This window comes from Rhodomicrobium sp. R_RK_3 (assembly GCF_002198715.1).
Taxonomy (GTDB): Bacteria; Pseudomonadota; Alphaproteobacteria; order Rhizobiales; family Rhodomicrobiaceae; genus R-RK-3.
The window spans coordinates 122,656-144,417 of the sequence record NZ_MWLK01000015.1 but is presented as its reverse complement, the minus strand read 5'-3'; the positions used below and the strand labels follow the sequence as shown (position 1 = coordinate 144,417).

Below are 21,762 nucleotides of genomic sequence, written 5' to 3'. Positions count from 1 at the left end.
GCCCAGGCGCGGGCGCGGCGGCCCCTCTCCAAGCTCGACATTCGCCCGATTGCCCGATGAGACGCGGCCGAGGTCAGCCGCCGCCACGAGGTTCCCATGACGCATTCATTGCCATTCCTGCGGCCCGTTCTCGGCGCCGCGCTGTTGTCCGCGATGCTGCTTCCGGCCGCGGCGCAAGAGACCAAGACGCAAGCCACGCTTCCCGATCCCGGCATCCTGCGCATCTGCGCGTCGGAGATCGAAGCGCCCTATTCCAGCAAGGACGGCTCCGGCTTCGAGAACAAGGCGGCCGCGATCATCGCCAAGACCATGGGGCGCAAGCCGGTCTTCGTGTGGACCGACCAGCCCGCCATCTATCTGGTGCGCGACTGGCTCGACAAGCAGCGCTGCGACGTCGTCATGGGCCTCGATGCCGGCGACGAGCGCGTGCTGACGACGACGCCCTATTACCGCAGCGGCTACGTCTTCGTGACGCGCGCCGATACCAAGCTCAACATCCAGAACTGGAAGAGCGAGGATCTGGTCGAGGCCAGCCATATCGGCTTCGTGCCCGGCACGCCGGTGCAGACGATGATGGAGCAGGTCGGGCTGTTCAACGTGCATTTCAACTACATGCATTCGCTGACCGATTTCAAAGACCGGCGAAACAAATACACCCGCATCGATCCGCGCCGCATGGTCCGCGAGGTGAAGGAAGGCAAGGCCGATGTCGCCGTGCATTTCGGCCCCGACATCGCCCGTTACGTCAAGGCGGAGAAGGAGCTGCGGCTCGTCCTCATCCCCGACGACAATGTCGCCGCCGATGGGCGCAAGATCCCGCATCACTTCGACCAGTCCATCGCCGTGCGCAAGGGCGACACGCAATTGCTCGGCGAGATCGAGGCGGCGCTGGCCAAGGCCAAGCCGGAGATCGAGGCGGTGCTGAAGGATGAAGGCTTTCCGCTGATCGCGCAGCCGAGCCGTTCATGAGCCGGAATGCGATCAGCATGAAACGCGCAGTCATCGCAGTCTCGCTCCTCGCCATGAGCAGCATCTCAGCCCTGGCGCAGGAGTCGATCTTCCGCAACACCGTGACGGGCGAGGTGCTGGACTTCAGCTACGCCCTGCCGGAGGGGCGCGACACCGAAGGCGTTAAGCAGTTCATGGCGACCGGCGTCAATCCTTATACGGAGAAGCGCGAATGCATGGCCAAGGGCGAGGAGATCTATCTTACCGCCTGCTCGGGCTGCCACGGCCATCATGCCGAGGGCAAGCTCGGTCCGGGCCTTGCCGACAACTACTGGACCTATCCGAAGAACGTCACCGACAAGGGTCTGTTCGAGACCATCTATGGCGGTGCCCAGGCGCAGATGGGTCCACAATACAGCTCGCTGACGCTGGACGAGATGCTGCATGTCATCGCCTGGGTCCGGCATATCTACGCCGGCCCGGTGGCGGACGCCGAATGGCTTAGCGAGGAGCAGAAGCGCGCCTTCAAACCCTACAACCCCGATGCCGTGCAGCCGGCCTCGGCCCAGGCGGAGCCGAAGCCCTGCAGCGTTCCGCCGAAATGAGACAAACCGGGCGGGCAAACCGCCTCATAGCAAAGAGGAGAAACGCCTGATGACACCATCGATCAGCCTCAAGGGCCTCGCCATCGCGGCGCTCGGGCTCGCTTTGACGGCCGGCGCCGCCGTCGCCTATGACGGCACCAACTGCAAGGAGCCCGGCGTCTGCTGGGAGCCCAAGCCCGGCTATCCCGAAAAGATCGCCGGCTCGAAATACGACCCCAAGCACAATGCCGCCGAGCTGAACAAGCAGGGCGACAGCATCAAGGCGATGGAAGCGCGCAACGCCAAGCGGGTCGCCCATTTCAAGAAGACCGGGAAATTCGTCTATGACGTGAGCAAGATCCCGGAGTAACCGGCTCAGAGGTTTGCATCGCCATCCGTTCCCGGTCCCCTTCCTCGTTGACAGCTGGGGGCGGATGACGCGGCACGGGGAAGGGCGTTTCATTAAAGCGCCCTTCCCCACCAGCTCCGAACTTTGAACTGTGGCAGCCGGTCTTCATGCAGCTTGAGAATGCGCCTCACGGCGCCGCGATGTCGCTTGAGGAGGCCCGCGAAAGCGCGCTCGCCTTCGAGCAAATGCTGGAGCGGGTGATCATCGGTCAGCCGCGCGCCATCCGGCTGCTCATAATCGCGGTTTTCGCGCGCGGCCATGTGCTGCTCGAAGGCGATGTCGGCGTCGGCAAGACGACGCTTCTGCGGGCGGCGGCGCGGCTCATCGGCGGCGCTTTCGAGCGCGTCGAGGGCAGCGTCGACCTGATGCCGGGCGATTTGCTCTACCACGCCTTCATCGACACGGACGGCAAGCCGCGCGTCGAATACGGCCCCGCCATCCGCCATGGCGGCGACCTTGCAATTTTCTTCTTCAACGAGATCAACCGCGCCCGCCCGCAGGTGCACTCGCTGCTCTTGCGCATCATGACGGAGCGCAGCACCAGCGCCTTTAACACCGAATTCGCCTTCCCCTTCCTGCAGGTCTTCGCCGACCGCAACCGCATCGAGCGCGAGGAGACCTTCGAGCTGCCCGCCGCCGCCCGCGACCGCTTCTTCATGGAGGTCGGCATCAGCGCGCCGGCCGATCCGGAGCTGCGGCGGCGGCTGATCTTCGACACCGTCTTCCACGACACCGACGCGCTGGTCGGCACGCTGCCGAACGGCCTGATCGACTACCGCGCCTTGCCCGCCATAGCCCGCGCCATCCAGCTTGCGGTCCGCTCGAGCGCCGCCATCGAGAGCTATACGCTGAGCCTGTGGCAAGGGCTGGCCCGGCCGCAGGAGGTCGGCATCGCGCTCGATGGGGTGGACATGAACAGGCTGATCCTGGGCGGGGCAAGTCCGCGCGGCATGGCCTATCTGGTGCAGGCGGCGCGCGTACAGGCGTGGCTTGAGGGGCGCGCGATGATCGTGCCGGAGGACATCCAGGCGGTGTTCTTCGAAGTCATCGCACACCGGATTTTCCTCGATCCGATCTACGAATTGCGCCGCGACGCGATCATCGGCGCGCTGGTGCCCGCCGTTCTCGCCAGCGTGGCCGCGCCATGATCTCCGCCGATGCAGCCGCGCTGATCGAGGAGGCGACGCGCGCGGCGATCCCCTACCGGCTGCGCTGGAAGACGTCGGCCGCGCGGCCCGGAGCGCATGGCGGCCGGCAGCCGGGTGCGGGCGGCGCCTTCCGCGACTTCGCGCCGTTGATGCAATATCCCGATCCGCGCCGGATCGACATGCGCGCCTCTCTGCGCGACCCGCTCGGCGCGCTGCATGTCCGCCGCTTCGAGCAGCGGACGGCGGTGACGGTGATGGTGCTGGCGGATGTGTCCGCGTCGATGGCGTTTGAAGGACATGCGCGAAAGATGCGGCTGTTGGCGGTGCTGAGCGCCGCGCTCGCCATGTCCGCGCGGCAATATGGCGACCGCTTCGGCTTCTTCGGCTGCGACGAGACGGTGCGCGAAGAACTGTTCCTGCCTGCGAGCACGAAGCGCGGCATCGAGGTCGAGGTGGTGCGGCGGCTGCTGGCGTTCGAGCCGCGAGGCCGCAGCGCCATGGGGCTGATCGATGCCGCAAGGCAGCTCGGCGGACGACGCAAGCTTGTGTTCCTGCTCTCCGATTTTCACATGCCGCTGCGCGATGTCGAGGCCATTCTCGAAGCGCTCGCCCGCCATGACGTGCTGCCGGTGCTGCTGCGCGACGGCGCGGAAGAAGTCGATCTGCCGCGCTGGGGCCTCGCCGAACTCATCGACCTGGAGACGGGGCGAAAGCGGCTCGCCGTGATGCGGCCTTCGCTGCACGCGCGCTGGCGGAACGAGGCGCGCGAACGCGACGCCGCACTCGACCGTCTCTGCGCCCGCTATGCCCGCCCGCTCGTCCGGCTGTCGGACCGCATCGACCCGCAGCCCCTGCTGGAGGCATTAGCGGCGGGATGAAACGGCGCGTGGTGCTCGCAGCGTTGGCATGGCTCGCCGCCTCGGCAAGCGCGCTGGCGCAGGTGCAGTCCGTCGAGCTTCAACCCCCGCGCGCCTTCGGATATTTCGCCGGCAACATCATCCGTCTCGAAGCCATCATCGCCACCGATCCCGGCACCCGCCCGCAAGCCGCCTCCCTGCCGCGGCCGCGCACGCTGCGCCCCTGGCTCGACCTGCGCGCCGTATTGGTCGAGGCGGCCGGGCCGGGCCGCTATCGCGCGCGCTTTGACTACCAGACCCTCGACGCCCCGCTCGAAGCCGTCCAGCGAAGCATCCCATCGGTGACGCTCACCTTCGAAACCCCCGGCGGCACAGCGAGCGCCGTCATCCCGGCCTGGGCGTTCGTCATGTCGCCCTTGCGCGGTCTGGCGCCCATCGGCGAGGCGCAGCAGGCGGTCCTCATGCCCGACATCGCCCCGCGCCTCTCCGATACGGACCGCTTCCGATTGCCCATGGCAGCCACCGCGCTCGGCTCACTGCTCTGCCTGGGCCTCCTGGCGCGTCATCACGCTTGGTGGCCCTTCCGGCGGCGCGCCGCCCGACCCTTCACGATCGCCGAGCGGCAAATCCACCGCCTCGCAGCCACGCCCCCCGACGCTGCCTATCGCGCCAGCCTGCTCGCCCTGCATCGCGCCTTCGACGCGGCACACGGCAAGCGCGTCTTCGCTACGGATCTGGACGGCTTTGTCACCTCGCATCCGCACTTCGACGCCGCGCGCGACGATATCGCCCGCTTCTTCGCCGCCTCCCGCCGCGCCTTCTTCGCGGAGGACATCTCCGGCGCCAGCGGCGAGCATCCCATCGAGGCCGTCTCCGCGCTCAGCCACCGCCTCAGCCAGTTGGAGCGCGCGGCGTCATGACCCTCGCTTTCGACACGCCCGCTCTGCTCTGGCTGCTGCCGCTCGCCGCGCTGCCGATCCTCGCCTCCCTGCTGGCGACGAGCGCCTATCCCTCCCTCGCCGCCACGCCGGACGACGCGTTCTCAACCGTCACGGGCTGGACCCTGCGCCTTGCCGGCATCCTCGCCATCGCCGCACTGATCGTCGGCCTCGCAGGTCCGCACAGCCGCGAGCAGAGCGTCCTGCGCACCGGACGCGGCGCCCATATCGCGCTGCTGATCGACCGCTCCAGCAGCATGGACAACACTTTTGCCGGCAAGCAGCCCTCCGGAGCGGACGAGTCCAAAGCCTCCGCCGCCCGCCGCATCCTGGCCAGCTTCGTCAAGAAGCGCCCGCATGACGAGATCGGCGTCGCCCTGTTCTCCACCTCGCCGATCCTGGCTTTGCCGCTGACGCTCCAGCGCGACGCCATCGAAGCCGCCGTCAACGCCATCGGCCGCCCGGGCCTTGCCTACACCAATATCGGCCTCGGCCTCGCCATGGCGCTGTCGCTGTTCGAGGACCGCGACGACGATGCGCCGCGCACCGTGCTCGTCGTCTCCGACGGCGCGGCCCTGATCGACCGGCGCGTGCAGCAATCCCTGCGCACCAGCTTCCGCCAGTACCGCCTGCACCTCTACTGGCTGTTCCTGCGCACGACCGGCAGCCCCGGCATCTTTCCCCGCCCCGGCGAGGCGGGCGAAAACTCCCCGCAGGCCATGCCCGAACGGCATCTGCACAAATTCTTCAGCGAGCTGGGCATCCCCTACCGCGTCTTCGAGGCGGAAAATGCGGATGCGGTCGAGGAGGCCATCGCCGAGATCGGGCGGCTGGAGGCGAGCCCGATCCGCTATGAGGAACGCGTGCCGCGCCGCGATTTCCGGCCGGCAGCCTTCGGCGCGGCGGCGGGCGCGGTGCTGCTGCTCCTGCTCGCCAAGCTGAGCGAGACCCGGCTCGCCGGGCGGCGGCCATGACGGATCTGCGCGACAGGCTGAGGCAAGCCGCACTCCGCAGCCGGGCGACGCTGTTCTGGGCCGGCCTCGCCTTGTGCCTCGCCGCGCTCGTCTGGCAGGGTGTCCTGCTCTGGCGGACCGCCCGCGACAATCGCCTGATCGCCGATCTCGCCGCCGGCATCGACCGGGACGGCGCCGCGTCGCCCGAAACGCTGCTGGCGCGCACCAATTACCTGCTCGCCCACGGCCGCATGGAGGACGCCCAGCTTCTCGGCGATGATCCGGCCCTGCGCGCCGCGCCCGCCATCCGCGCCGCGATCTACTACAACATCGCCAATGCCCGGCTGCGCGAAGCGCTGCCCATGCTTTCGCGCCAGCAGACTGATCGCGCCCTGTCGCTGATCGGCCTCGCCAATGAAGAGTACCGGCAGGCCCTGCGCCTCGCCCCCGGCGACTGGAACATCCGCTACAATCTCGACTATGCCATGCGCCTGGTGCGCGACACCCCGCGCCTGCAACTGGAGCAGGAAGGCGAGCTCGAGCGCCAGCCCTCGCGCAAGCAGAACTGGACCGATCTGCCCTCGCTGCCCAAGGGCCTGCCATGACGCCGCCCGCCCTTCACGACGCGCGCTTCTGGCTGCTGCTCGCCTCGGGCCTATGCCTCGCCGTCGCGCTGCTCGTCCCCACGATCGGCCTGCGGCGCCCGAGCTTCAATATCATCGCCGTGATCGACATCACCGGCAGCATGAACACGCGCGATCAGGCGATCGGCGGCAAGCCCGCCAGTCGGCTGGACTTTGTCAAGCAGACGCTCCGGCAGGCGCTCGCCATGCTGCCCTGCCAGTCGCATGTGGCAGTGGCGCTGTTCACCGAGCGGCGCAGCTTCCTGCTGAGCGAGCCGGTCGAGATCTGCGAGAATTTCGCCGCCATCGACGGCACGCTCGCCCGCCTCGACTGGCGCATGGCCTGGGAAGGCGACAGCTACATCGCCAGCGGCCTCAGCCACGCTTTGACGCTGGCCGACAGCCTCGATGCCGATCTGCTCTTCCTCACCGACGGCCAGGAAGCGCCGCCTCCGCCCGAAAACTGGGAGGAGCGTTTCGAGCCGGGCAGCGGCCGCAGCAAGGGTTTGATCGCTGGCGTCGGCGGCTATGTGCCTTCGCCCATTCCCAAATTCGACCCCACCGGCCGCGAAGTCGGCTTCTACAATGTCGACGATGTGCCGCATGAAACGCGCGTCGGAGGACCACCCAAGGACGCCGAAAGCCGCGAAGGCTGGCACCCGCGCAATGCGCCCTACGGCGCGGCCGCGCGCCAAGGCAACGAACACCTGTCCTCCGTCCGCGAGGATCATCTGAAGGTCCTGGGGAGCAAGACCGGCCTTGCCTATGCCCATCTCGAAAGTGCCGAAGGGTTGGCCGAAGCACTGATGACCGCAGCCGTCCCCCGTCCCGTGCGGGTTCTGCGCGACATCAGTGCACTCCCCGCGGCGCTCGCGCTCGCATTGCTGATCGCCGCCTATCTTCCTGGCCCGCCGGCCCTTGCCGCCCGGCTCCGAAGCCTCGCCTCGCTGACCTCAAGAAAAGGCATCAAGACATGAAAAGCCTGCTCGCACTCATCGCCGCGTTCCTCTGGAGCGGTGCCGCCCTCGCCCATGGTCCTACGCCGCAGACTGTGACGGAAACAGTCGAGATCGCAGCAACGCCGGCGCAGGTCTGGGCCGTGGTCAAGGATTTCGACGCGCTCGCGAAATGGCATCCGGAGGTAGAGGCGTGCCGCGGCGGCGGCAATGCGGTCGGCGCCGAGCGCGAAATCACGCTGAAAACCGGCACCATCACCGACAGCCTGGACGAATACGTTCCGGCGGCCATGACCTATAGCTATCGCCTCGCGAAGGAAAACCCCGCCGCCTTCCCGGTCAGCTTTTATTCCGCCACGCTCAGTGTGAAACCGTCCGCCGGCGGCGCCAGCGTGGAATGGCTCGGCCGCTTCTACCGCGCCGACACCGGCAACTACCCGCCCGATACGCTGAACGACGAGGCCGCGATGGCGGCCATGACGGCGTTTTTCAAGACGGGGCTTGGCGGTCTGAAGCAAAAGGTCGAAGGGCGGCACTGAGCGAGGATCACCTCAGCTGATGCGATATCGGCGCCGCTGATCGCCGGTGTGCCACGCCTCGATCGTTCGTAGCTTGCTGGATCATGCGGCAAAAAATAGCTTCTAGGATATCAGCTCACAGCGAAACGATTGCAGCGCAATAATGCCCGCGCTGCGGCGTGTCGTCTAACTCTTTGCTACTGTTGATTTTCTCAGCCGCTCTCGAAGTGGAAGTGCGGCGCGGAGGTCCGGAACGGCAGGCGGGCGCCCTGCGGCATCAAAAAGGCGTGCTCGCGCCGGATCGTCAGCATATCGCAGGCGCCATCGGTGATGACGAGAATGGGCGCATCCTTGGGAAAGTCGTCGGCGTCGCGCAGCTTGTCGATGCCCGGCTGCAATACCGTTCCGCCGCGTCCTCGCACCTCCACACGCCCCATCAGCGTTTCGGGTTCGACATAGCCGATATCGTGGGGCGAGGCGTCGCATTGGATCACGCGCACCTGGGCGACGTCGCGGCTGATGGCGTAGCTGGCGATCGCCCCGAGCGCATAGGCGAGCAGGCGCGGCGACATTGAGCCGGAGGTGTCGAGCACCACGCCGAACGTGCGCGATGCGATCAATTCAGGAGGGCGCATCCAGATCGGACGGGGAATATCGGGCGTGACGGCCTGCCGCCGGCTGAGGCGGGCGAAGGAGCGGCGGCGCTCGAAAGGCGGGAAGAAGGCGTCGAGCCATTGCCCGAGCCGCACATCCCACGGGATCGGCGGATGCTGAAGCGCGCGGACTTCGTCGACAAAATCGGCGGGCATCAGCCCTCGGCCTCCGGATCGCAGATGCAGGTCGAGCCCTTCGTTCAGCGCGCGACGATAGAAACTGTCGAGATCGCAGCCCGGCCCAAGCCACCACCCCGGCGGGCGCTCGCCCAGCATGTCCGTCTTGCCGATGCCGCGCATGGTGCGGGCCTTCGCCAGACGCCGCATCAACCGCAAATCCTTGACAATCCGATCATAGATCGCCTCGGCCGACTCGCGCTCGAAGCCGAGCTCGGGATCGAGCAGCAGATCGTCAGTCGGAATGGCGCCGACACCCATCTCGACCAGCCAGCCATTGATCACATAATCGCAGGCGACATTCCACAAGAAGGGATCGCGTCCCTGGCGGCGCTGTTCATGGCGCAGGCCGACATGCAGCAATTCATGCGCCATGACGAATTGCATGCCCTCGTAGGTCCAGGGGAATTTGGGATTGATGTAGACTTGCCGCTCCTCGGAACAGACGGCGGCGACCGCGATATCGAGCCGGGCACAGATGACCTCGTCCTCAACGATATCGAAGGCAGCGGCAAGCGCGGCGAGCAGCGGATAGTTGGCGATGAACCAGGAGCGGGCGCGCTCGGCGAGCGAATTGGGGTTGCGTCCGCCGCGTACCGGTTCCCGCGCCGCGGCACCCGCCTTTTCAACCGCATCCATAATGTTGCGCCGGATGCCTGCCGAAAGGGCGTCGGTATTGCGTTTCGCCAGTCCCGGTGACAGCGGCGGCGCATTGTCGATGAACAGCCAGCTCGGCTGGCCAGTCCCGGCGACGCCGTGGCCCGAATAGCTTGCGACGGCGTCGGGGCCGCCGTGCAGGATAGACTCGGCAATCTCGGCCGGATGACGTCCCGGCAACGGCAAGGTGCAGTAAGAGAGCTCGGCCGGCCGCACGCCGACGCTCAGCGAGCGAAGCAGATCCGTCGCGATCAGCTCGCAGGCGATCCGCCATGGCAGGTCGGTGCGCCCGGCGTCGGTATGGTTCATCGCGATGTGCAGCAGCAACTGCGCATAGACATTCGCCCATTCGGGGGAGGGGATGCGCCGCCAGGCATTGTGCTGGATCACATAGCCTTGCTCGGGGTCCATAACCCGGCGGCCTTGAACCATCCGGTAGGAGCGGCTCGGCACGACGCAGATCCGCGCGTAGGCGTCCTTTGGACCGGGCTGTTCCGGCGTTTGCCGCCGCGATACGAGCCCGGTCAGGCCGCCGAAGAGCGGGTGCGCCTGCAGGAGGGCCCAGGCTCCTTCGATGGCCTTGAGGTTTTCCTTGGGCGGCGATGTTTTCTTCTTGGCCATCGGTCGCCGCGCTTCAGGCCTTTGCGACTAGCCGTGGCAATGCGCGCGCCAGCTCCACCGTATACCAGCCCGGTAGTGCTGCTCCGCTTTCCGTTTCGGACACCACGAGCTGAGCCAACTCCGTCGAGATGCGCGCCAGGGAGATGATCATCTGCTTGGCCCGATTGGCCAACTCACGGGCTTCACGCCCGGCCTTGGTTTCGTCCTCCGGGAGCTCCTTGATCAGCCGGTCGCGCAGCTGCTGAACAAGGAAATAAAGGATATCGCGCTCCTCCGGCTTGTCCGGCCAGCCACGATCGCCCTTGAGAATGGCGGCCAGATCGTGCGCCCGCTCGCGCAGCTTCACGAACGCAACGAATTGCTGCGCGTGGGCGGGCGTGACCAGCCCGGACGCCAATGTCTTGATGTCGTCGAGCGTGATCGAGGCACCGTAGGCGTCCAGGGCGCGGGCCAGCATGTCCCAGGAGCGGGGCGTGGAGAACGGCTCCTCGTGCTTGGGCGGCTTGGACCAGAGATGATCGCTCCGATTCATGATGTAGGAGACGACCACTTCGTTGACACCGGCACCGCCCGCCCATTCCAGCCAGTCCTTTGCTGATGCACGCAGCTGCACATGGAGGAGCCGGTTCACCAGCGCGGAGGAGAGCGGCCGGGTAATGGCGGCGTCCTCCGTGCGATTGCCCGCACCAATCACGATGGTGCCCGCCGGAAGCAGAAATTCACCGATGCGCCGGTCAAGGATCAGCGAGTAGAACGCCTTCTGGACCTCGTGCGAGCACGCGTTGAGCTCGTCAAGAAACAGACAATAGGGCTCGTCCCGGGCGATCATGGTGGGCGGGCAAAAGCGCGACCTGCCATCAACCACTTGCGGCACGCCGATAATGTCCTCAGGGGCGAGCTGCGAGCCAAGGAGCGATACGCAAGGCAGCCCGACCGCTTCCGCAAAGCCCCGCACCAGCGCCGATTTCCCAATGCCTGGCGGCCCCCAGATGAATATTGGGAGCACGGGTGCTACGTTCAGAAGAAAGGGAAACAGCGTCTTAGGCGTCAGGGGCTGAGCAGCTTGCATCGATGTCGGTTTCCTTGGCGCGGCGCCAGGCAGGTCGTGCGCACCCGTGATATGTTTCGCTCCAAGTCCGTCGTTTATGCATGACTATCCCACATGTCGGCAAGATGGACACCAATCACAGCATGGCGATAGCGACTTACTCGCCGACAGCATTCGGATGCCCCTCGCTCCAGACGTAAGGAGGCCCGAAATCCAGCAGCGATTGCTTTTCGGGTGTCCTCCGAGGAGCGCAACTGGACAGTTCAATGCGCGGAAATCTAACGTCCGCTGCGCCTCCCCCGTCGTCATTCAAATTGGCCCAGTCGCTACGGTTCGAGGCATGAGCCTAGCGACTGCTTTTCAAGGTCTCCTGCCGCTCAACGGCCCCGCGGACAATTTAGTCGCCCTGACAATTTCTTCCTATTCTTCTTCTTTTGCCGCGCAAAAAAAACGCCCCGTTCCGAAGAACGGGGCGCCGGCCATCAGTCGCCGTTGGGGCGGGACCAGAGCAGGTTGAGGCTCTTGCCGTCTTCGGCCTCGATGAGCGAGGCGTAAACCGGCTGAGGCCAGCTTGGATCGTCGAGCTTGACCGAGAGATAGCTGCGGCCCTCTTTCGAGGTCTTCTTCCAGACCGCGCCGATCTCGGCTTGGTTGGAAAACACGCGGTAGGCCGGAGCCTTGTCGCTCGGTTTTTCGGCGGGCTTGATCTCGGCCTTGGCCTTGAGGCTCAAGGTCTTGATCGTGCCGGTAAAGCCCTCGCCCGACTTCGTGAAGCTGCCGATGATTGCCATGGTTGTTCTCCTATCGGTTGATTTCGCGTCCGCGCCGATCGCGGCCGCGATGGCATGTCTCGGGAGCCAAGACGATCGGACCGCACCCAACGGGTCGAAGCGCAGCGGAGAACGGCAGGCGATGGCTTTCTTGCCTCCGCGAGGAATGGCGCTTCTTGCGCCAGGGGAAGAAAGCCGGAGGCAGCCGTTGCGGCAAGACGATCGAGGCGCAGCCGATATTGGCTCCACATTGCCCATCGCACCCGGCCCGCATCGGCCGAACGCGCCACCGATTGCGAGGAGGATAGCTTGGCATTCGGCACGGACGTCTACGGGGCGACACCGGCGGCACGATGCTGAGCCTCGCTCAACGGAGATCCCGCCGCGGCGAAACGACAATGCAAGGACCGCTATCCGCATCACACCCAAGCCGATGATTGTGGTCGGGACCGCAATTGGGGCGGGCGGCGCGTCAAGCCACTCCCAAGCTTCCCAGCCGGATGAGCTTTCGAGGCAACGGCAAAGCGCGTGACTGTAACGGCCAAAGGAGAGATGGTCGGCCGCTTTCGGAAGGTTTTTTGCGCGGTTCTGATCCGTCACTCGTTTAAAAATCTACGAGCATCCATCAGATCCCCTGGTTGATTGCTGCTATGCCTGACGCAATTCACGAAAGTGCGAACGATCACCTATGAATAGGCCGCCGAGTTTCCCCGGCGGCCAATCACGCTTATGGCTTGGTTGGATAATCTCGATAGAGGGCCTCTTCGATGTAGGCGGACAGGGTCTTGTCGGCGAAGAAGGCCTCATCGGAAATAACGCGCTCGCCATCTGGCCCAGCGAGGCTTTCGAGGCTGCTGATGCGGAAATAGGCAAGTTCCGGCGAGCCGACTTGAATGGTTTTAAGGCCGAACAGCCTGTCCGGATCATCAGGCGCCATTTCGGTGAGTAACCAGACCGTGCCATTCCAGGAGGCCGTGAGCTTGACCACGGGGAGCGGATCGAATTGGGGATCACGTTCAGCGGCGATGCCATTCAGGATAAGCAGCCGGCGCTGGTTTGCGGTGATGAGGGACATGGAAAACTTTCCTCCAAATGATACCCCCGCGAAGCCGGGGGCGGAGGCGGCACGGCCCGGCGCGTTGGAGCCGCGATCAGGCCCCGACACGGTCGGAGGTCTGATCGCCTGGCTGGCCTTGCGGTCGGGGCGGGCTGGGGCTTGATCGCGGCTCGCGCCGGGGCAAAACCCGCCATGCCCCGGCGCACGGGGTGGATATCGGAGGATTGTTTTTCTCGCCTCGCGTCGCGCCCGCTCTTTAAAGGATCGCCGGGGGTGCTCGGTTGCGCGATGAGGAATCCCGCGAAAAGCCGTGGAGACTTTGCTTCGGGCTGGTGAGGATTGACGAAGGTCATGCGGCGCTCACGCGCCGCCACCGTCGATGAGCCAAACGCAGATGCCGTGCGCGCGTGCCTTGTCGGCAAGATTCTGCACGACTCCGCCACCGGGAAAGACGATTAGCCCGGCGGGCATGGCATCCACGAGTTGATCGTTGCGCTTGAAGGGTGCCGCTTTGCCAAAGCGGGTCCAATCGGGCTTGAAGACGATTTGCGGGATCTCCCTGTTGTCGGCCCATCGGGAGGCGATGTATTCGGCGCCTTTCGAGGCACCGCCATGCAAGAGAACCATGCCGGTATGTTTGGCCCGAACCTTGTCGAGCGTCTCCCAGATCAGGCGGTGTTCGTTGAAGTCGACGCCGCCGGCGACAGCAATCATCGTGCCAGTCGGCAGCAGCGGTTCGATCTCCTTGCGGCGCTTGGCGGCGAGATAATCGCGACTGTCGATCATGGCGGCTGTGAGGGTTTTGTGTGGGGTCATCGACCCGGTGCGCGGGCGCCAGCTCGATCCCGTGTGAGAGGCGAACAAGGTGGCGGCGTAATCGCGAAGGGCGAGGTAGGTCTCATGCCGTGCGGTTAAATCCTCGCCCGCGGCAATCAGCCGTTCAAGATCGACGGAGCGGATTTCTGAGCCATCCTGCTCGATCTGGCTTTGCCTTTGGGCGCGTTCATTGTCGTCGAGACGGCGCTGAAGGCGCAGGGAAGCGGCGTGGAAGATATTGACGGCGGTCCAAAGCAGCGATTCGGTATCGTCTTCGAGGCGTGATCCGGCGATTATCGACGCTAGCGCATTCAACATGGCGCGGAGACCGGCGTGCGCCTTATCGTCGTCGGGCAATGCCCTCGGGTCGGGATCACCGGGAAGATGCCCACCGTGGAGGGCGAGGTGATCGAGAATACGCGCTGTCGCCGACAGCTGTTCCGGCTCATCTGTATTGTCGTGAAGATCAATCCTCATGGCGGTCTCCTTCTGACGTTGTGAAGCCGCAAGATCAGCGGCCGTGACGGCGCTCGGATGCCGCCAAGCAAAGCGACGCCGCACCTAATGCCGCGGTGGATGGCGTGATGTCCTGGTCGGAGCGAAGCGGAGAACGGGCGACACGCCCGTTGCGGCGGCGCTTTAGGGGACGCTCCCGTCCCCGACTTGGGGGCAGAGCCGCCGTCCCGCACGGCCGCTTGTCTTACGGCGACCGGGCGTCGATGGGGGAGTGATGGATTCGTCGCGCGAACTGAGAGCTGGTCAGAGATGGTCAAGCCGTCAGGGTCAATCGCGCCCGCTCTTCGCTGGCGAGCTGTGGCGCGAGACGTTCGGCAAACGCTCGGACACCAAGTTCGCGCAAATCGTCGTTGAAATCCTTGAGGGCGGGAATGAGATGCAGGATCGACGGGATGCCCATTTCGATAGCGCGGACCTCGAGACGAGCGGCCGCCCATCGCCCAGCCACGTCATTGTCGCGTGCAATGTAGAGCCGTGTGAGATTGGCGGGCAGATTGATGGCGGCCAGATGCGCTGCACTTGAGGCCGCAACGACGGGCAGGTTCGGAATGACGGTCGCCAGAGACAGCATGGTTTCGATGCCCTCACCAGCGGCCAGAGCGGTGCTGACCTCTCCAAAGCGAACGCCATTCCCGAGCAGATGTCCGAGCGAACGGCGAGGATCTTCGACATCAGCCTTGCGCGGATGATTGGGATCGAGAAACAGGCGCTGCACGCCGGTGACGCAGCCAAGCGCGTCGGTGACAGCCGCGACCAGACCTGGAAAGGATTGGGCTGTCTTGCCCTCTCGATAGAGGAGGCGCGGATGGAAGCGGAGCGGCGTTGCGAGGACATCGGTGTCGATGCCCCGGGCGCGCAGATAGGCTTCACCGAGCGTGCCCTTCAGTGGCTGCGCGCCCGCATAGAGCCGGCGCGCCGCCCCCATGTTCGAGGGCGAGGAGGGTCTTCGTGGTCGCGGGATTGATCGCGTGATCGGTGGCGGCAAGCTGAGGAATTCCTGCGCTTCCTCGATGGCATCTTTCAATGAGGTGAGACCGCACGCCAAGCGGATGAGATCGAGGAGATCGCCATGCTCGCCCGTTGCCGCATCCGCCCACTTACCACAGGCGCCCGGACCGTATTCCGGGCCACGCAGCCGGACGAACAAGCTGCGGCCAGGGTTATTGAGGATGTCGCCGACGATCCAGTATCCGCCCATGCGGCGGCCACGGGAGAGATAATGGCGGCAGACAGTTTCGGCGCTACGCCCTAAGGCGCGCGCCGTGTCGCTGGCAGTTGGCCGCATGACGAACCCTCGCTGATCAAGGTCCAGTCAAGCGGCAATCGATCGGTCTGTTGAGTGGCGAACCGGCCAGCGCTCGAAAAGCCGCCCCAGAATCGCCGGTCCATTGCTCTCGGAGGCCGGCACGAACAGCCTGAGCTTCCAGGCAATGATCTCCGAGGTCAGGCCAAGCGCTTTCAATTGCGGCACCGCCGTGTCGGAAAAGCCCGTCAATTCGATGCGGTATGCGCCCATGACGAGGGACCGGCGTAAGGCGAGATCGCCCTGGAGATTGAAAGTTTGGCCCTGACGCAGGATCGCCGTAAAGGTCGCCTCGGGGGTCAACCGCGGTGCCCCCAGGCCAGCACCGAAAGCATCCAGCACCTGCGGTAAGGCATCCGGCGCGATGACGCGGCCGATCAGGCGTTCGCCCTCTTCGGTCTCGAGCCGGTAGACCCGCAGCGCGTCCTTGCCGCGGCCGAGCCGATCCCAGACCGGCAATAGGAGCCCGGTGATGAGATGAATGGTGTCGTCGGTGAAGGGCGGGATCGTGTCCAATTCCATCTGCCAGGCTTGGCGAAACGAGGACGGGTCGGCGGACCGCCATTCGGACTGCGCCAAAGTTTTCGCCGGGATCGTCTCGCGGGATTTGGGACGATGCAGCCGCCGGCGGGCAATGACGGCCCCGTCGGAGTCAAGCTGGCCCGGTGCCGATGTCGCGACCGCCGCCCGTCCCGAGACCGCGTTGACCAGCAGTGCTCCATTCATCCCCGCCGCCAGCTCTAGCGCCGTCTCAAGCTGCAATATTTTAGCTTTTTGCCGCCGCTCGATCGTCACGAGACTGGTTTGCGCGCCCGTGGCTTCGTGCATGTACAGCGTCCGGCGTTCGGCGACGGTCATGCGCTCAGCCGTAATCGTCTCCACGCCTTGCTCGTAGATCCCCGCCGCGATTGCTGCCTCAACGCGATCCTCAAGCAGCGCTTCGAAGGCCTCGAACAGCCGATTTTGCAAATCGATCTTCAAGGCCAGCATCCGATTGAGGAATTGAGAAATCGGCGGCAAGTCTTCCTTCAACCCGCCACCCTCCTGGGTGAGCGTCAAGCCCGTTGCAGCTTCGAACTCGGCGGCCGAACAGGCCTCGATCTGGCCGGCATGGAGATGCTGGAAAAAATCCCGCAACGCTGCGCGCGCATAGGCGCTTTCCAGATTGTCCTCCGCCCGGAACATGCCCTGTCCGCCCGTCGCTCGCGCGCCTCGGGTGATGGCGCCGAGCGTGTCGAGCCGGCGGGCGATCGTCGAGAGAAAGCGCTTTTCGGCCTTCACATCTGTTGTCACCGGCCGGAACACCGGCGGCTGTTTCTGATTGGTGCGGTTGGAGCGCCCCAGCCCTTGGATCGCTGTGTCGGCGCGCCAGCCGGCCTCCAGCAGATAGTGGATACGGCGGCGCTGGTTCTTTGCGCCCAGATCGGCGTGGTAGCTGCGCCCGGTGCCGCCCGCGTCGGAGAACACCAGCACGTGTTTCTCATCATCCATGAAGCCTTGCGCTTCCGAAAGATTGGCGGAGGCGGGCCGCGTTTCCACGGCAAGGCGCTCGCAGTCGGCTTCGCAATGCTTGACGATCCGCCTTGAACGGCCAGTCACCTCGGCGACATTTGCCGTGCCGAAATGCTGGATGATCTGGTCGAGAGCGCCAGGCAGGGCAGGAAGGCTCGCCAGCCTTTCGATCATCGCATCCCTCAAGCAAAGAGCGGCGCGGCATTGAACCGGCTGGCCGTCACCGTTCACGACAGGTCGCGACAGCAGATTTCCGTTGTCGTCCGTGTAGGTCTCATAGAGCTGAACAGGAAAGGCGTTGGCCAGATAGTCGAGCACATATTCGCGGGGCGTGATGTCGATGGACAGATCGCTCCATTCGGCGGCTGGAATCTGCGCCAGCCGCCGATCGAGAAGAGCCTCGTTGGTTGAGACAATCTGGATGATCGCGGCGTTGCCTTCAGCCAGATCCCTTTCAACGGATGCGATCAGCGACGGACACTTCATCGCCGTGATCAGATGGTTAAAAAACCGCTGCTTGTTGGACTCGAACGCCGAGCGCGCCACCGCTTTGGCATGGGCATTCAGCGCCTTACCCGACGAACCCGTGATGTTCGCGGCGTGCAAAGCGGCCTCCAGATTGCAATGGATGACCTGGAAGGCTTCCGCATAGGCATCGTAAATGCGGATCTGCTCCGCTGTCAGCGCGTGCTCGAGCATCTGGACTTCGACGCCATGATAAGACAGCGAGCGCGCCGCGTAGAGGCCAAGCGCTTTCAGATCGCGGGCAAGAACTTCCTGCGCCGCGACGCCGCCGGCCTCCAGCGCCGCGACGAAATCGCCTCGTGTGGCAAAGGGCATATCGCCAGCACCCCACAATCCGAGACGGGCGGCGTAGGCAAGGTTTTCAACCGTGGTCGCGCCCGTCGCGGAGATATAGACGATCCGCGCTTGAGCACAGGCATTCTGCAGCCGGAGCCCCGCCAGGCCTTGCTGCGATGGGGCCTTGTCGCCGCGCTCACCGGCGCTTCCAGCCGCATTCGCCATGGCGTGGGCTTCGTCGAAAATAATCACGCCGTCGAAATCGCGGCCCAGCCAGGCGAGGATTTGGGCAAGCCTCGAGGGCTTGTTGCGCGCCTCGCCGGTGCGCAAGGTGGCGTAAGTCGTGAAAAGGATACCGTCGTCGAGACGGATGTCCGTTCCTTGCGGGTAGCGCGCCAGCGGGACGATCTGGAGCGGCTCGCCGCCGATTGCCGCCCAGTCGCGTTTGGCATCCTCGATCAGCTTGTCGGATTTCGAAATCCAAACGGCCTTGCGACGGCCCCTGATCCAATTATCGGCAATGATGCCGGCCGCCTGACGCCCTTTGCCCGCCCCGGTTCCGTCGCCGAGAAACCAGCCGCGCCGGAAGCGCAACGCGCCCTCATCGCCTTCCCCAGCGGGCGTAAGACGGTCGAAGCTTTCATTGACGGTGTAGCGGCCGGAAAGAAAGGCTTGATGCGCCTCGCCGGCATAGATCACGCTTTCCAGCTGCGCCTCGGAGAGAAGGCCTGCGCTCAGGACCCGCGCTGGCACATGCGGCCGGTAGCTCGGAGCGGGTGGCATGACGGAGGCCATCGCGCCGGACTGCACCAGCGGCGTCGGATGCGGCGCGGCGCCGGGGATCGAGATGCGCAGCAGGCTGTAAGGCTCATAGAGCGCGGCGCTGCCCGGCGATCGATCGGCGTCCGCTTCGCGCCTGATTGTATAGCCAAGCTCGATCGCATTCGCTGGTTCGAGATCGGGCGCCAGACCGGATGCTTTTTGGGATAAAGATGGCCGCGGCGCTTTGGCCAGCGACGGTTGCGCGGCAACCGAGGTCGATCTCACGGGAGCGGGAGTGACGTCCAATGACTTTCGCGTGGGAACGTGCGCCTCGACAAATTCAAGCAGCTTCTCAGACGTTGGTGCGATCAAAAGATTGCCGCGAGGCTGTTCGGGATCGGCAGCTGGAGATTTGTCGATGACCGCCAGCCGTGTTTCGACGGCGGTGCCATGTCGCGCATAGACGGTTCCGGAGATGATCGCGCTGAAAATCACCTGCGAAGGCCCAAGGGTCGCAAATTTCTTGCGCCAGGCCGGAGTATTGAGATCAAGGCTCGCGGGCGTAATTGCCACCAGCCGTCCACCCGGCACGATCCGGGCGAAGGCCGAGATGATGTGCTTGGCAGCAGCGCCCGTTACCCGGGCATCTACATCAGGCGACACTGAAAATGGCGGGTTCATTAGCGCCACGCTCGGCCGGATATCTGCCTCCATATAGTCGTGAATGTGCTCGGCATTGTGCCGTGTTACGCTGAGATGCGGAAAGGCTTGGGCGAGTAGCCCGGCCCGAAGCTCGGCGAGCTCGTTCAGATGAAGATGCGCGCCAGCCATTTCGGCAAAGATGGCAAGCAGCCCGGTGCCCGCTGACGGCTCCAGCACAACATCGGACGGTGACAGGCGCGCTGCGGCGCTGGCGATAAACCCAAGTTCGATCGGCGTCGAGAATTGCTGCAGCGTCTGGCTTTCCTCTGACCGGCGCGTCTGGGTGGGAAGCAGGCGCGACAGCCGGGCCAGCATGGTGAGCATCGTTTGTGCCGAGCCGGCGGCCTTTGCCAGCATTGCAGGGCCGTGACGGCGCAGAAATAGAAGCTGAGCTGCTTCCTGCGCCTCGTAAGCGTCCTTCCACAGCCAGGTGCCGCTTGCGTCGCTCGCGCCGAATGCGGCCTCCATCGCCGATCGAAGCGCCCTGGCGTCGATGGCTCGGCCGGCGCTGAGCTGGGTTTCCAGAGATTGCGCCGCCGCGAACAGAAGCGGTGCTCTGGGTTCGGTTGTGCCATCGGCACCTGGCAATTCAGGCAGGCGCGCAGCCGCAAGGGCTGCCGGTGTCAAGGGCAGTGTCATGATGTGTGGCTCCAGAGATTTTAGGGAAATTCGGGGCGACGGGATCGCATGCCCCATAGGTGAGACGATCAAGTCAGGACGATCGGCGGCACGCTCCGGGCGGGGCCGCAACGTATAAGACCTCGCGCACACGTCTCGCAAGGCCGGGAATGTCGCCCAGCCGCTCCAGCGGCTCGTAATGATTGCGGCCGCCTGCATAATCGAGGCGGCCTTGGCAGGTCCGGATCATGATGCCGGTGTCATGGCCGGTGGCGGGTTGGCAGATCTGGATGTAAACGGCTTCATGATGCAGCGTGATCTCGCCGGACACCGCGATGCCACCGGGGTTCGACCGCAAATCGTAGCTGCCGGGAGGAAAGCCGAGTTCGGCGGCGAGATGCTTTAGACGCTTGCGCGCCTCCCGATGAAAACGGTGCTTCTGTTCGGCGTCATAGGCGCAGGGCCGATACCAATTCATGAATGGGCTCCTGAAAATGAAAACGGCCCGCACGAGGGCGGGCCGGTTGGGAAAATGCGGTGGCTTGCTGGCGCGCCTATTCCGCCGCGACCGCGTAAGGCTCGGCTGCTGCGCTCTCGCCGAAGGCGTCTTGGTCGAGAAAAGCGGGCAACTCCGGCGTTTCGGCTTGCGTAAGGGGTCGTTGCGCCTCCTCCTCGGTGCTCCAAGTGCGAAGCGTTTCCGGCAGCCATCCGGACCCTTGCAAAAGCCGCTCCGCTTCGCGCGCCATGTCGGATTTTTTCAGATGCGCGATCAGATCGGCGGCGGCTGGGCCCTTTGCATCGCGGACGCAGTCCAATATCTGCGCCTTGGTCACCCGGCCAAAATAGCTCTCCACCGTGGCCTGCCAGCCGGCGTCTGTCATGTCGAGTTTGAGCGCTCGGGCCAGCCGGTCGGCTGGGCGCCCGCTACTTCCGCGGCTTGCGTGAACATCGTGAACTGCATTGACGGTCAGCGCCGCTGAGAAGGCGAACAGCTCCGATCGCTCAGATGCGTCGAACGCGAAGAGCGCGTCCCACAATTCGACGGGATCGGCTGGAAGTCTGCTTTGCCAATGCTGACGGCGCCCCTCAAAGCGCTCTTGTACCGGCATGGGGGTGATCGCGGCAGAATGGCGCTCGAGGCCAGCTTCCCTGACGTCGATTTCGAAACAGCTTTCAGCGTAGATGCGGACATAAAACAGCTTCAGGCAAAATGTGTGCAGGACGGACAGGAGGGCGACCTCCGGATCGCCGGACAAAGCTTCACGCAAGGCGAGGGTCCGGCAGGCGGTGAGCTCTTCCATGAGGCGGTCGGACAGGGCGGCCGAGCCAACCTCGTCCTCGCCCGTTACAGCGGTTTGAACACCGCCGTTCGCCGGAAGGGCCGGCGCGTGGGCGTTGCCGCTTTCGCCGTCATCGTTGCGCGTTGCCTGGTCGGCGCTCGAAGGTTCGCGGCGTTGCGGGTCATCTTCCTGCCTGACGAAACCCCTCTCGATTCGCAGCTGCCCATCGTGGGATAGGCTGACGATGACGCCGGCACAAGCCATGTCGGCAGGTTCGTAGACGAGTGGACGATCTTCGAAGCTGGCGAGGGCCGCTTCAAGCTCGTCGAGCCGCTTGGCCTCGCTCGCTGTAAGTTCGTCCGCACCGTCATGCCTTTCCTGTATCTGCTCATATTCGGCTTGGAGAGCTTGATGCTGATTTTGGTCCTCATCACTGAGCGGCAGCTCCTCGCCCGGAATCTGCCGGTAGCGATAGCGATCCGAATAGGGGAAATCGATCGTGGCTTGCGTCCATTTCCAGCCCTCGCATTTGATG

18 protein-coding genes are annotated in these 21,762 nt (G+C 64.8%); 10 read left to right on the top strand and 8 right to left on the bottom strand.

The features are described from left to right. Nucleotides 1-96 precede the first annotated feature (96 nt). The 10 genes from moxJ to BLEFHOIH_RS07430 all read left to right on the top strand — a co-directional run bounded on the left by moxJ (nt 97) and on the right by BLEFHOIH_RS07430 (nt 7,955). Nucleotides 97-969, top strand: a complete 873-nt coding sequence (gene moxJ, locus BLEFHOIH_RS07475; protein WP_088343964.1) for a methanol oxidation system protein MoxJ — start codon at nt 97-99, stop codon at nt 967-969. Nucleotides 970-986: 17 nt separating this feature from the next. After that, the gene (gene moxG, locus BLEFHOIH_RS07470) at nt 987-1,553 is read left to right on the top strand and encodes a cytochrome c(L), periplasmic (protein WP_245296904.1); all 567 of its coding nucleotides are present in this window, start codon (nt 987-989) and stop codon (nt 1,551-1,553) included. A gap of 49 nt (nt 1,554-1,602) precedes the next feature. Beyond that, nucleotides 1,603-1,902, top strand: a complete 300-nt coding sequence (locus tag BLEFHOIH_RS07465) for a methanol dehydrogenase [cytochrome c] subunit (RefSeq protein WP_088343960.1) — start codon at nt 1,603-1,605, stop codon at nt 1,900-1,902. A 146-nt stretch (nt 1,903-2,048) separates the two neighbouring features. Further along, a complete protein-coding gene (locus BLEFHOIH_RS07460) occupies nt 2,049-3,089 on the top strand; it encodes a MoxR family ATPase (protein ID WP_088343958.1) in 1,041 nt (346 codons plus the stop codon). Then, on the top strand, nt 3,086-3,967 hold the full coding sequence (locus tag BLEFHOIH_RS07455) for a DUF58 domain-containing protein (RefSeq protein ID WP_088343956.1): 882 nt from the start codon (nt 3,086-3,088) through the stop codon (nt 3,965-3,967). The genes BLEFHOIH_RS07460 and BLEFHOIH_RS07455 overlap by 4 nt, the downstream gene beginning before the upstream one ends. Next, a complete protein-coding gene (locus tag BLEFHOIH_RS07450; protein ID WP_088343954.1) occupies nt 3,964-4,866 on the top strand; it encodes a hypothetical protein in 903 nt (300 codons plus the stop codon). The genes BLEFHOIH_RS07455 and BLEFHOIH_RS07450 overlap by 4 nt, the downstream gene beginning before the upstream one ends. After that, the gene (locus BLEFHOIH_RS07445; protein ID WP_088343952.1) at nt 4,863-5,858 is read left to right on the top strand and encodes a vWA domain-containing protein; all 996 of its coding nucleotides are present in this window, start codon (nt 4,863-4,865) and stop codon (nt 5,856-5,858) included. The genes BLEFHOIH_RS07450 and BLEFHOIH_RS07445 overlap by 4 nt, the downstream gene beginning before the upstream one ends. Continuing rightward, nucleotides 5,855-6,442 (top strand): hypothetical protein, encoded by a 588-nt coding sequence (locus tag BLEFHOIH_RS07440; RefSeq protein WP_088343950.1) that lies wholly within the window; start codon nt 5,855-5,857, stop codon nt 6,440-6,442. Before BLEFHOIH_RS07445 ends, BLEFHOIH_RS07440 begins: the two co-directional genes overlap by 4 nt. Beyond that, nucleotides 6,439-7,437, top strand: a complete 999-nt coding sequence (locus BLEFHOIH_RS07435) for a vWA domain-containing protein (RefSeq protein ID WP_088343948.1) — start codon at nt 6,439-6,441, stop codon at nt 7,435-7,437. The genes BLEFHOIH_RS07440 and BLEFHOIH_RS07435 overlap by 4 nt, the downstream gene beginning before the upstream one ends. After that, the gene (locus BLEFHOIH_RS07430) at nt 7,434-7,955 is read left to right on the top strand and encodes an SRPBCC family protein (RefSeq protein ID WP_088343946.1); all 522 of its coding nucleotides are present in this window, start codon (nt 7,434-7,436) and stop codon (nt 7,953-7,955) included. Before BLEFHOIH_RS07435 ends, BLEFHOIH_RS07430 begins: the two co-directional genes overlap by 4 nt. A gap of 191 nt (nt 7,956-8,146) precedes the next feature. Here the strand turns inward: BLEFHOIH_RS07430 and BLEFHOIH_RS07425 are convergent, their stop codons facing one another. The 8 genes from BLEFHOIH_RS07425 to BLEFHOIH_RS07390 all read right to left on the bottom strand — a co-directional run bounded on the left by BLEFHOIH_RS07425 (nt 8,147) and on the right by BLEFHOIH_RS07390 (nt 20,425). After that, on the bottom strand, nt 8,147-10,042 hold the full coding sequence (locus tag BLEFHOIH_RS07425) for a VWA-like domain-containing protein (protein WP_088343944.1): 1,896 nt from the start codon (nt 10,040-10,042) through the stop codon (nt 8,147-8,149). 13 nt (nt 10,043-10,055) lie between these two features. Beyond that, the gene (locus tag BLEFHOIH_RS07420; protein ID WP_088343943.1) at nt 10,056-11,111 is read right to left on the bottom strand and encodes a MoxR family ATPase; all 1,056 of its coding nucleotides are present in this window, start codon (nt 11,109-11,111) and stop codon (nt 10,056-10,058) included. A 461-nt stretch (nt 11,112-11,572) separates the two neighbouring features. After that, nucleotides 11,573-11,881, bottom strand: coding sequence for a DUF736 domain-containing protein (locus BLEFHOIH_RS07415; protein WP_088343942.1), 309 nt, complete (start codon nt 11,879-11,881; stop codon nt 11,573-11,575). A 706-nt stretch (nt 11,882-12,587) separates the two neighbouring features. Beyond that, nucleotides 12,588-12,935 carry a DUF2958 domain-containing protein gene (locus tag BLEFHOIH_RS07410; RefSeq protein ID WP_088343941.1) on the bottom strand — a complete coding sequence of 116 codons (348 nt, stop codon included), beginning with the start codon at nt 12,933-12,935 and terminating at the stop codon, nt 12,588-12,590. A 342-nt stretch (nt 12,936-13,277) separates the two neighbouring features. Beyond that, a complete protein-coding gene (locus BLEFHOIH_RS07405) occupies nt 13,278-14,210 on the bottom strand; it encodes a DUF2493 domain-containing protein (protein WP_088343940.1) in 933 nt (310 codons plus the stop codon). Nucleotides 14,211-14,502: 292 nt separating this feature from the next. Next, the gene (locus BLEFHOIH_RS07400; protein ID WP_088343938.1) at nt 14,503-15,534 is read right to left on the bottom strand and encodes a toprim domain-containing protein; all 1,032 of its coding nucleotides are present in this window, start codon (nt 15,532-15,534) and stop codon (nt 14,503-14,505) included. 27 nt (nt 15,535-15,561) lie between these two features. After that, entirely contained in the window at nt 15,562-19,968 is a 4,407-nt protein-coding gene (locus BLEFHOIH_RS07395) for a strawberry notch-like NTP hydrolase domain-containing protein (RefSeq protein WP_088343936.1), read from the bottom strand. Between the two features lie 73 nt (nt 19,969-20,041). After that, nucleotides 20,042-20,425 (bottom strand): hypothetical protein, encoded by a 384-nt coding sequence (locus tag BLEFHOIH_RS07390; RefSeq protein ID WP_088343934.1) that lies wholly within the window; start codon nt 20,423-20,425, stop codon nt 20,042-20,044. Between the last annotated feature and the right edge of the window lie 1,337 nt (nt 20,426-21,762).

Coding starts and splice junctions, on each gene's coding strand:
- BLEFHOIH_RS07430 (WP_088343946.1), top strand. CDS start 7,434: ATGAAAAGCCTGCTCGCACTCATCGCCGCGTTCCTCTGGAGCGGTGCC.
- BLEFHOIH_RS07455 (WP_088343956.1), top strand. CDS start 3,086: ATGATCTCCGCCGATGCAGCCGCGCTGATCGAGGAGGCGACGCGCGCG.
- BLEFHOIH_RS07435 (WP_088343948.1), top strand. CDS start 6,439: ATGACGCCGCCCGCCCTTCACGACGCGCGCTTCTGGCTGCTGCTCGCC.
- BLEFHOIH_RS07460 (WP_088343958.1), top strand. CDS start 2,049: ATGCAGCTTGAGAATGCGCCTCACGGCGCCGCGATGTCGCTTGAGGAG.
- BLEFHOIH_RS07440 (WP_088343950.1), top strand. CDS start 5,855: ATGACGGATCTGCGCGACAGGCTGAGGCAAGCCGCACTCCGCAGCCGG.
- BLEFHOIH_RS07425 (WP_088343944.1), bottom strand. CDS start 10,042: ATGGCCAAGAAGAAAACATCGCCGCCCAAGGAAAACCTCAAGGCCATC.
- BLEFHOIH_RS07400 (WP_088343938.1), bottom strand. CDS start 15,534: ATGCGGCCAACTGCCAGCGACACGGCGCGCGCCTTAGGGCGTAGCGCC.
- BLEFHOIH_RS07410 (WP_088343941.1), bottom strand. CDS start 12,935: ATGTCCCTCATCACCGCAAACCAGCGCCGGCTGCTTATCCTGAATGGC.
- BLEFHOIH_RS07405 (WP_088343940.1), bottom strand. CDS start 14,210: ATGAGGATTGATCTTCACGACAATACAGATGAGCCGGAACAGCTGTCG.
- moxG (WP_245296904.1), top strand. CDS start 987: ATGAAACGCGCAGTCATCGCAGTCTCGCTCCTCGCCATGAGCAGCATC.
- BLEFHOIH_RS07395 (WP_088343936.1), bottom strand. CDS start 19,968: ATGACACTGCCCTTGACACCGGCAGCCCTTGCGGCTGCGCGCCTGCCT.
- BLEFHOIH_RS07420 (WP_088343943.1), bottom strand. CDS start 11,111: ATGCAAGCTGCTCAGCCCCTGACGCCTAAGACGCTGTTTCCCTTTCTT.
- BLEFHOIH_RS07450 (WP_088343954.1), top strand. CDS start 3,964: ATGAAACGGCGCGTGGTGCTCGCAGCGTTGGCATGGCTCGCCGCCTCG.
- moxJ (WP_088343964.1), top strand. CDS start 97: ATGACGCATTCATTGCCATTCCTGCGGCCCGTTCTCGGCGCCGCGCTG.
- BLEFHOIH_RS07415 (WP_088343942.1), bottom strand. CDS start 11,881: ATGGCAATCATCGGCAGCTTCACGAAGTCGGGCGAGGGCTTTACCGGC.
- BLEFHOIH_RS07390 (WP_088343934.1), bottom strand. CDS start 20,425: ATGAATTGGTATCGGCCCTGCGCCTATGACGCCGAACAGAAGCACCGT.
- BLEFHOIH_RS07445 (WP_088343952.1), top strand. CDS start 4,863: ATGACCCTCGCTTTCGACACGCCCGCTCTGCTCTGGCTGCTGCCGCTC.
- BLEFHOIH_RS07465 (WP_088343960.1), top strand. CDS start 1,603: ATGACACCATCGATCAGCCTCAAGGGCCTCGCCATCGCGGCGCTCGGG.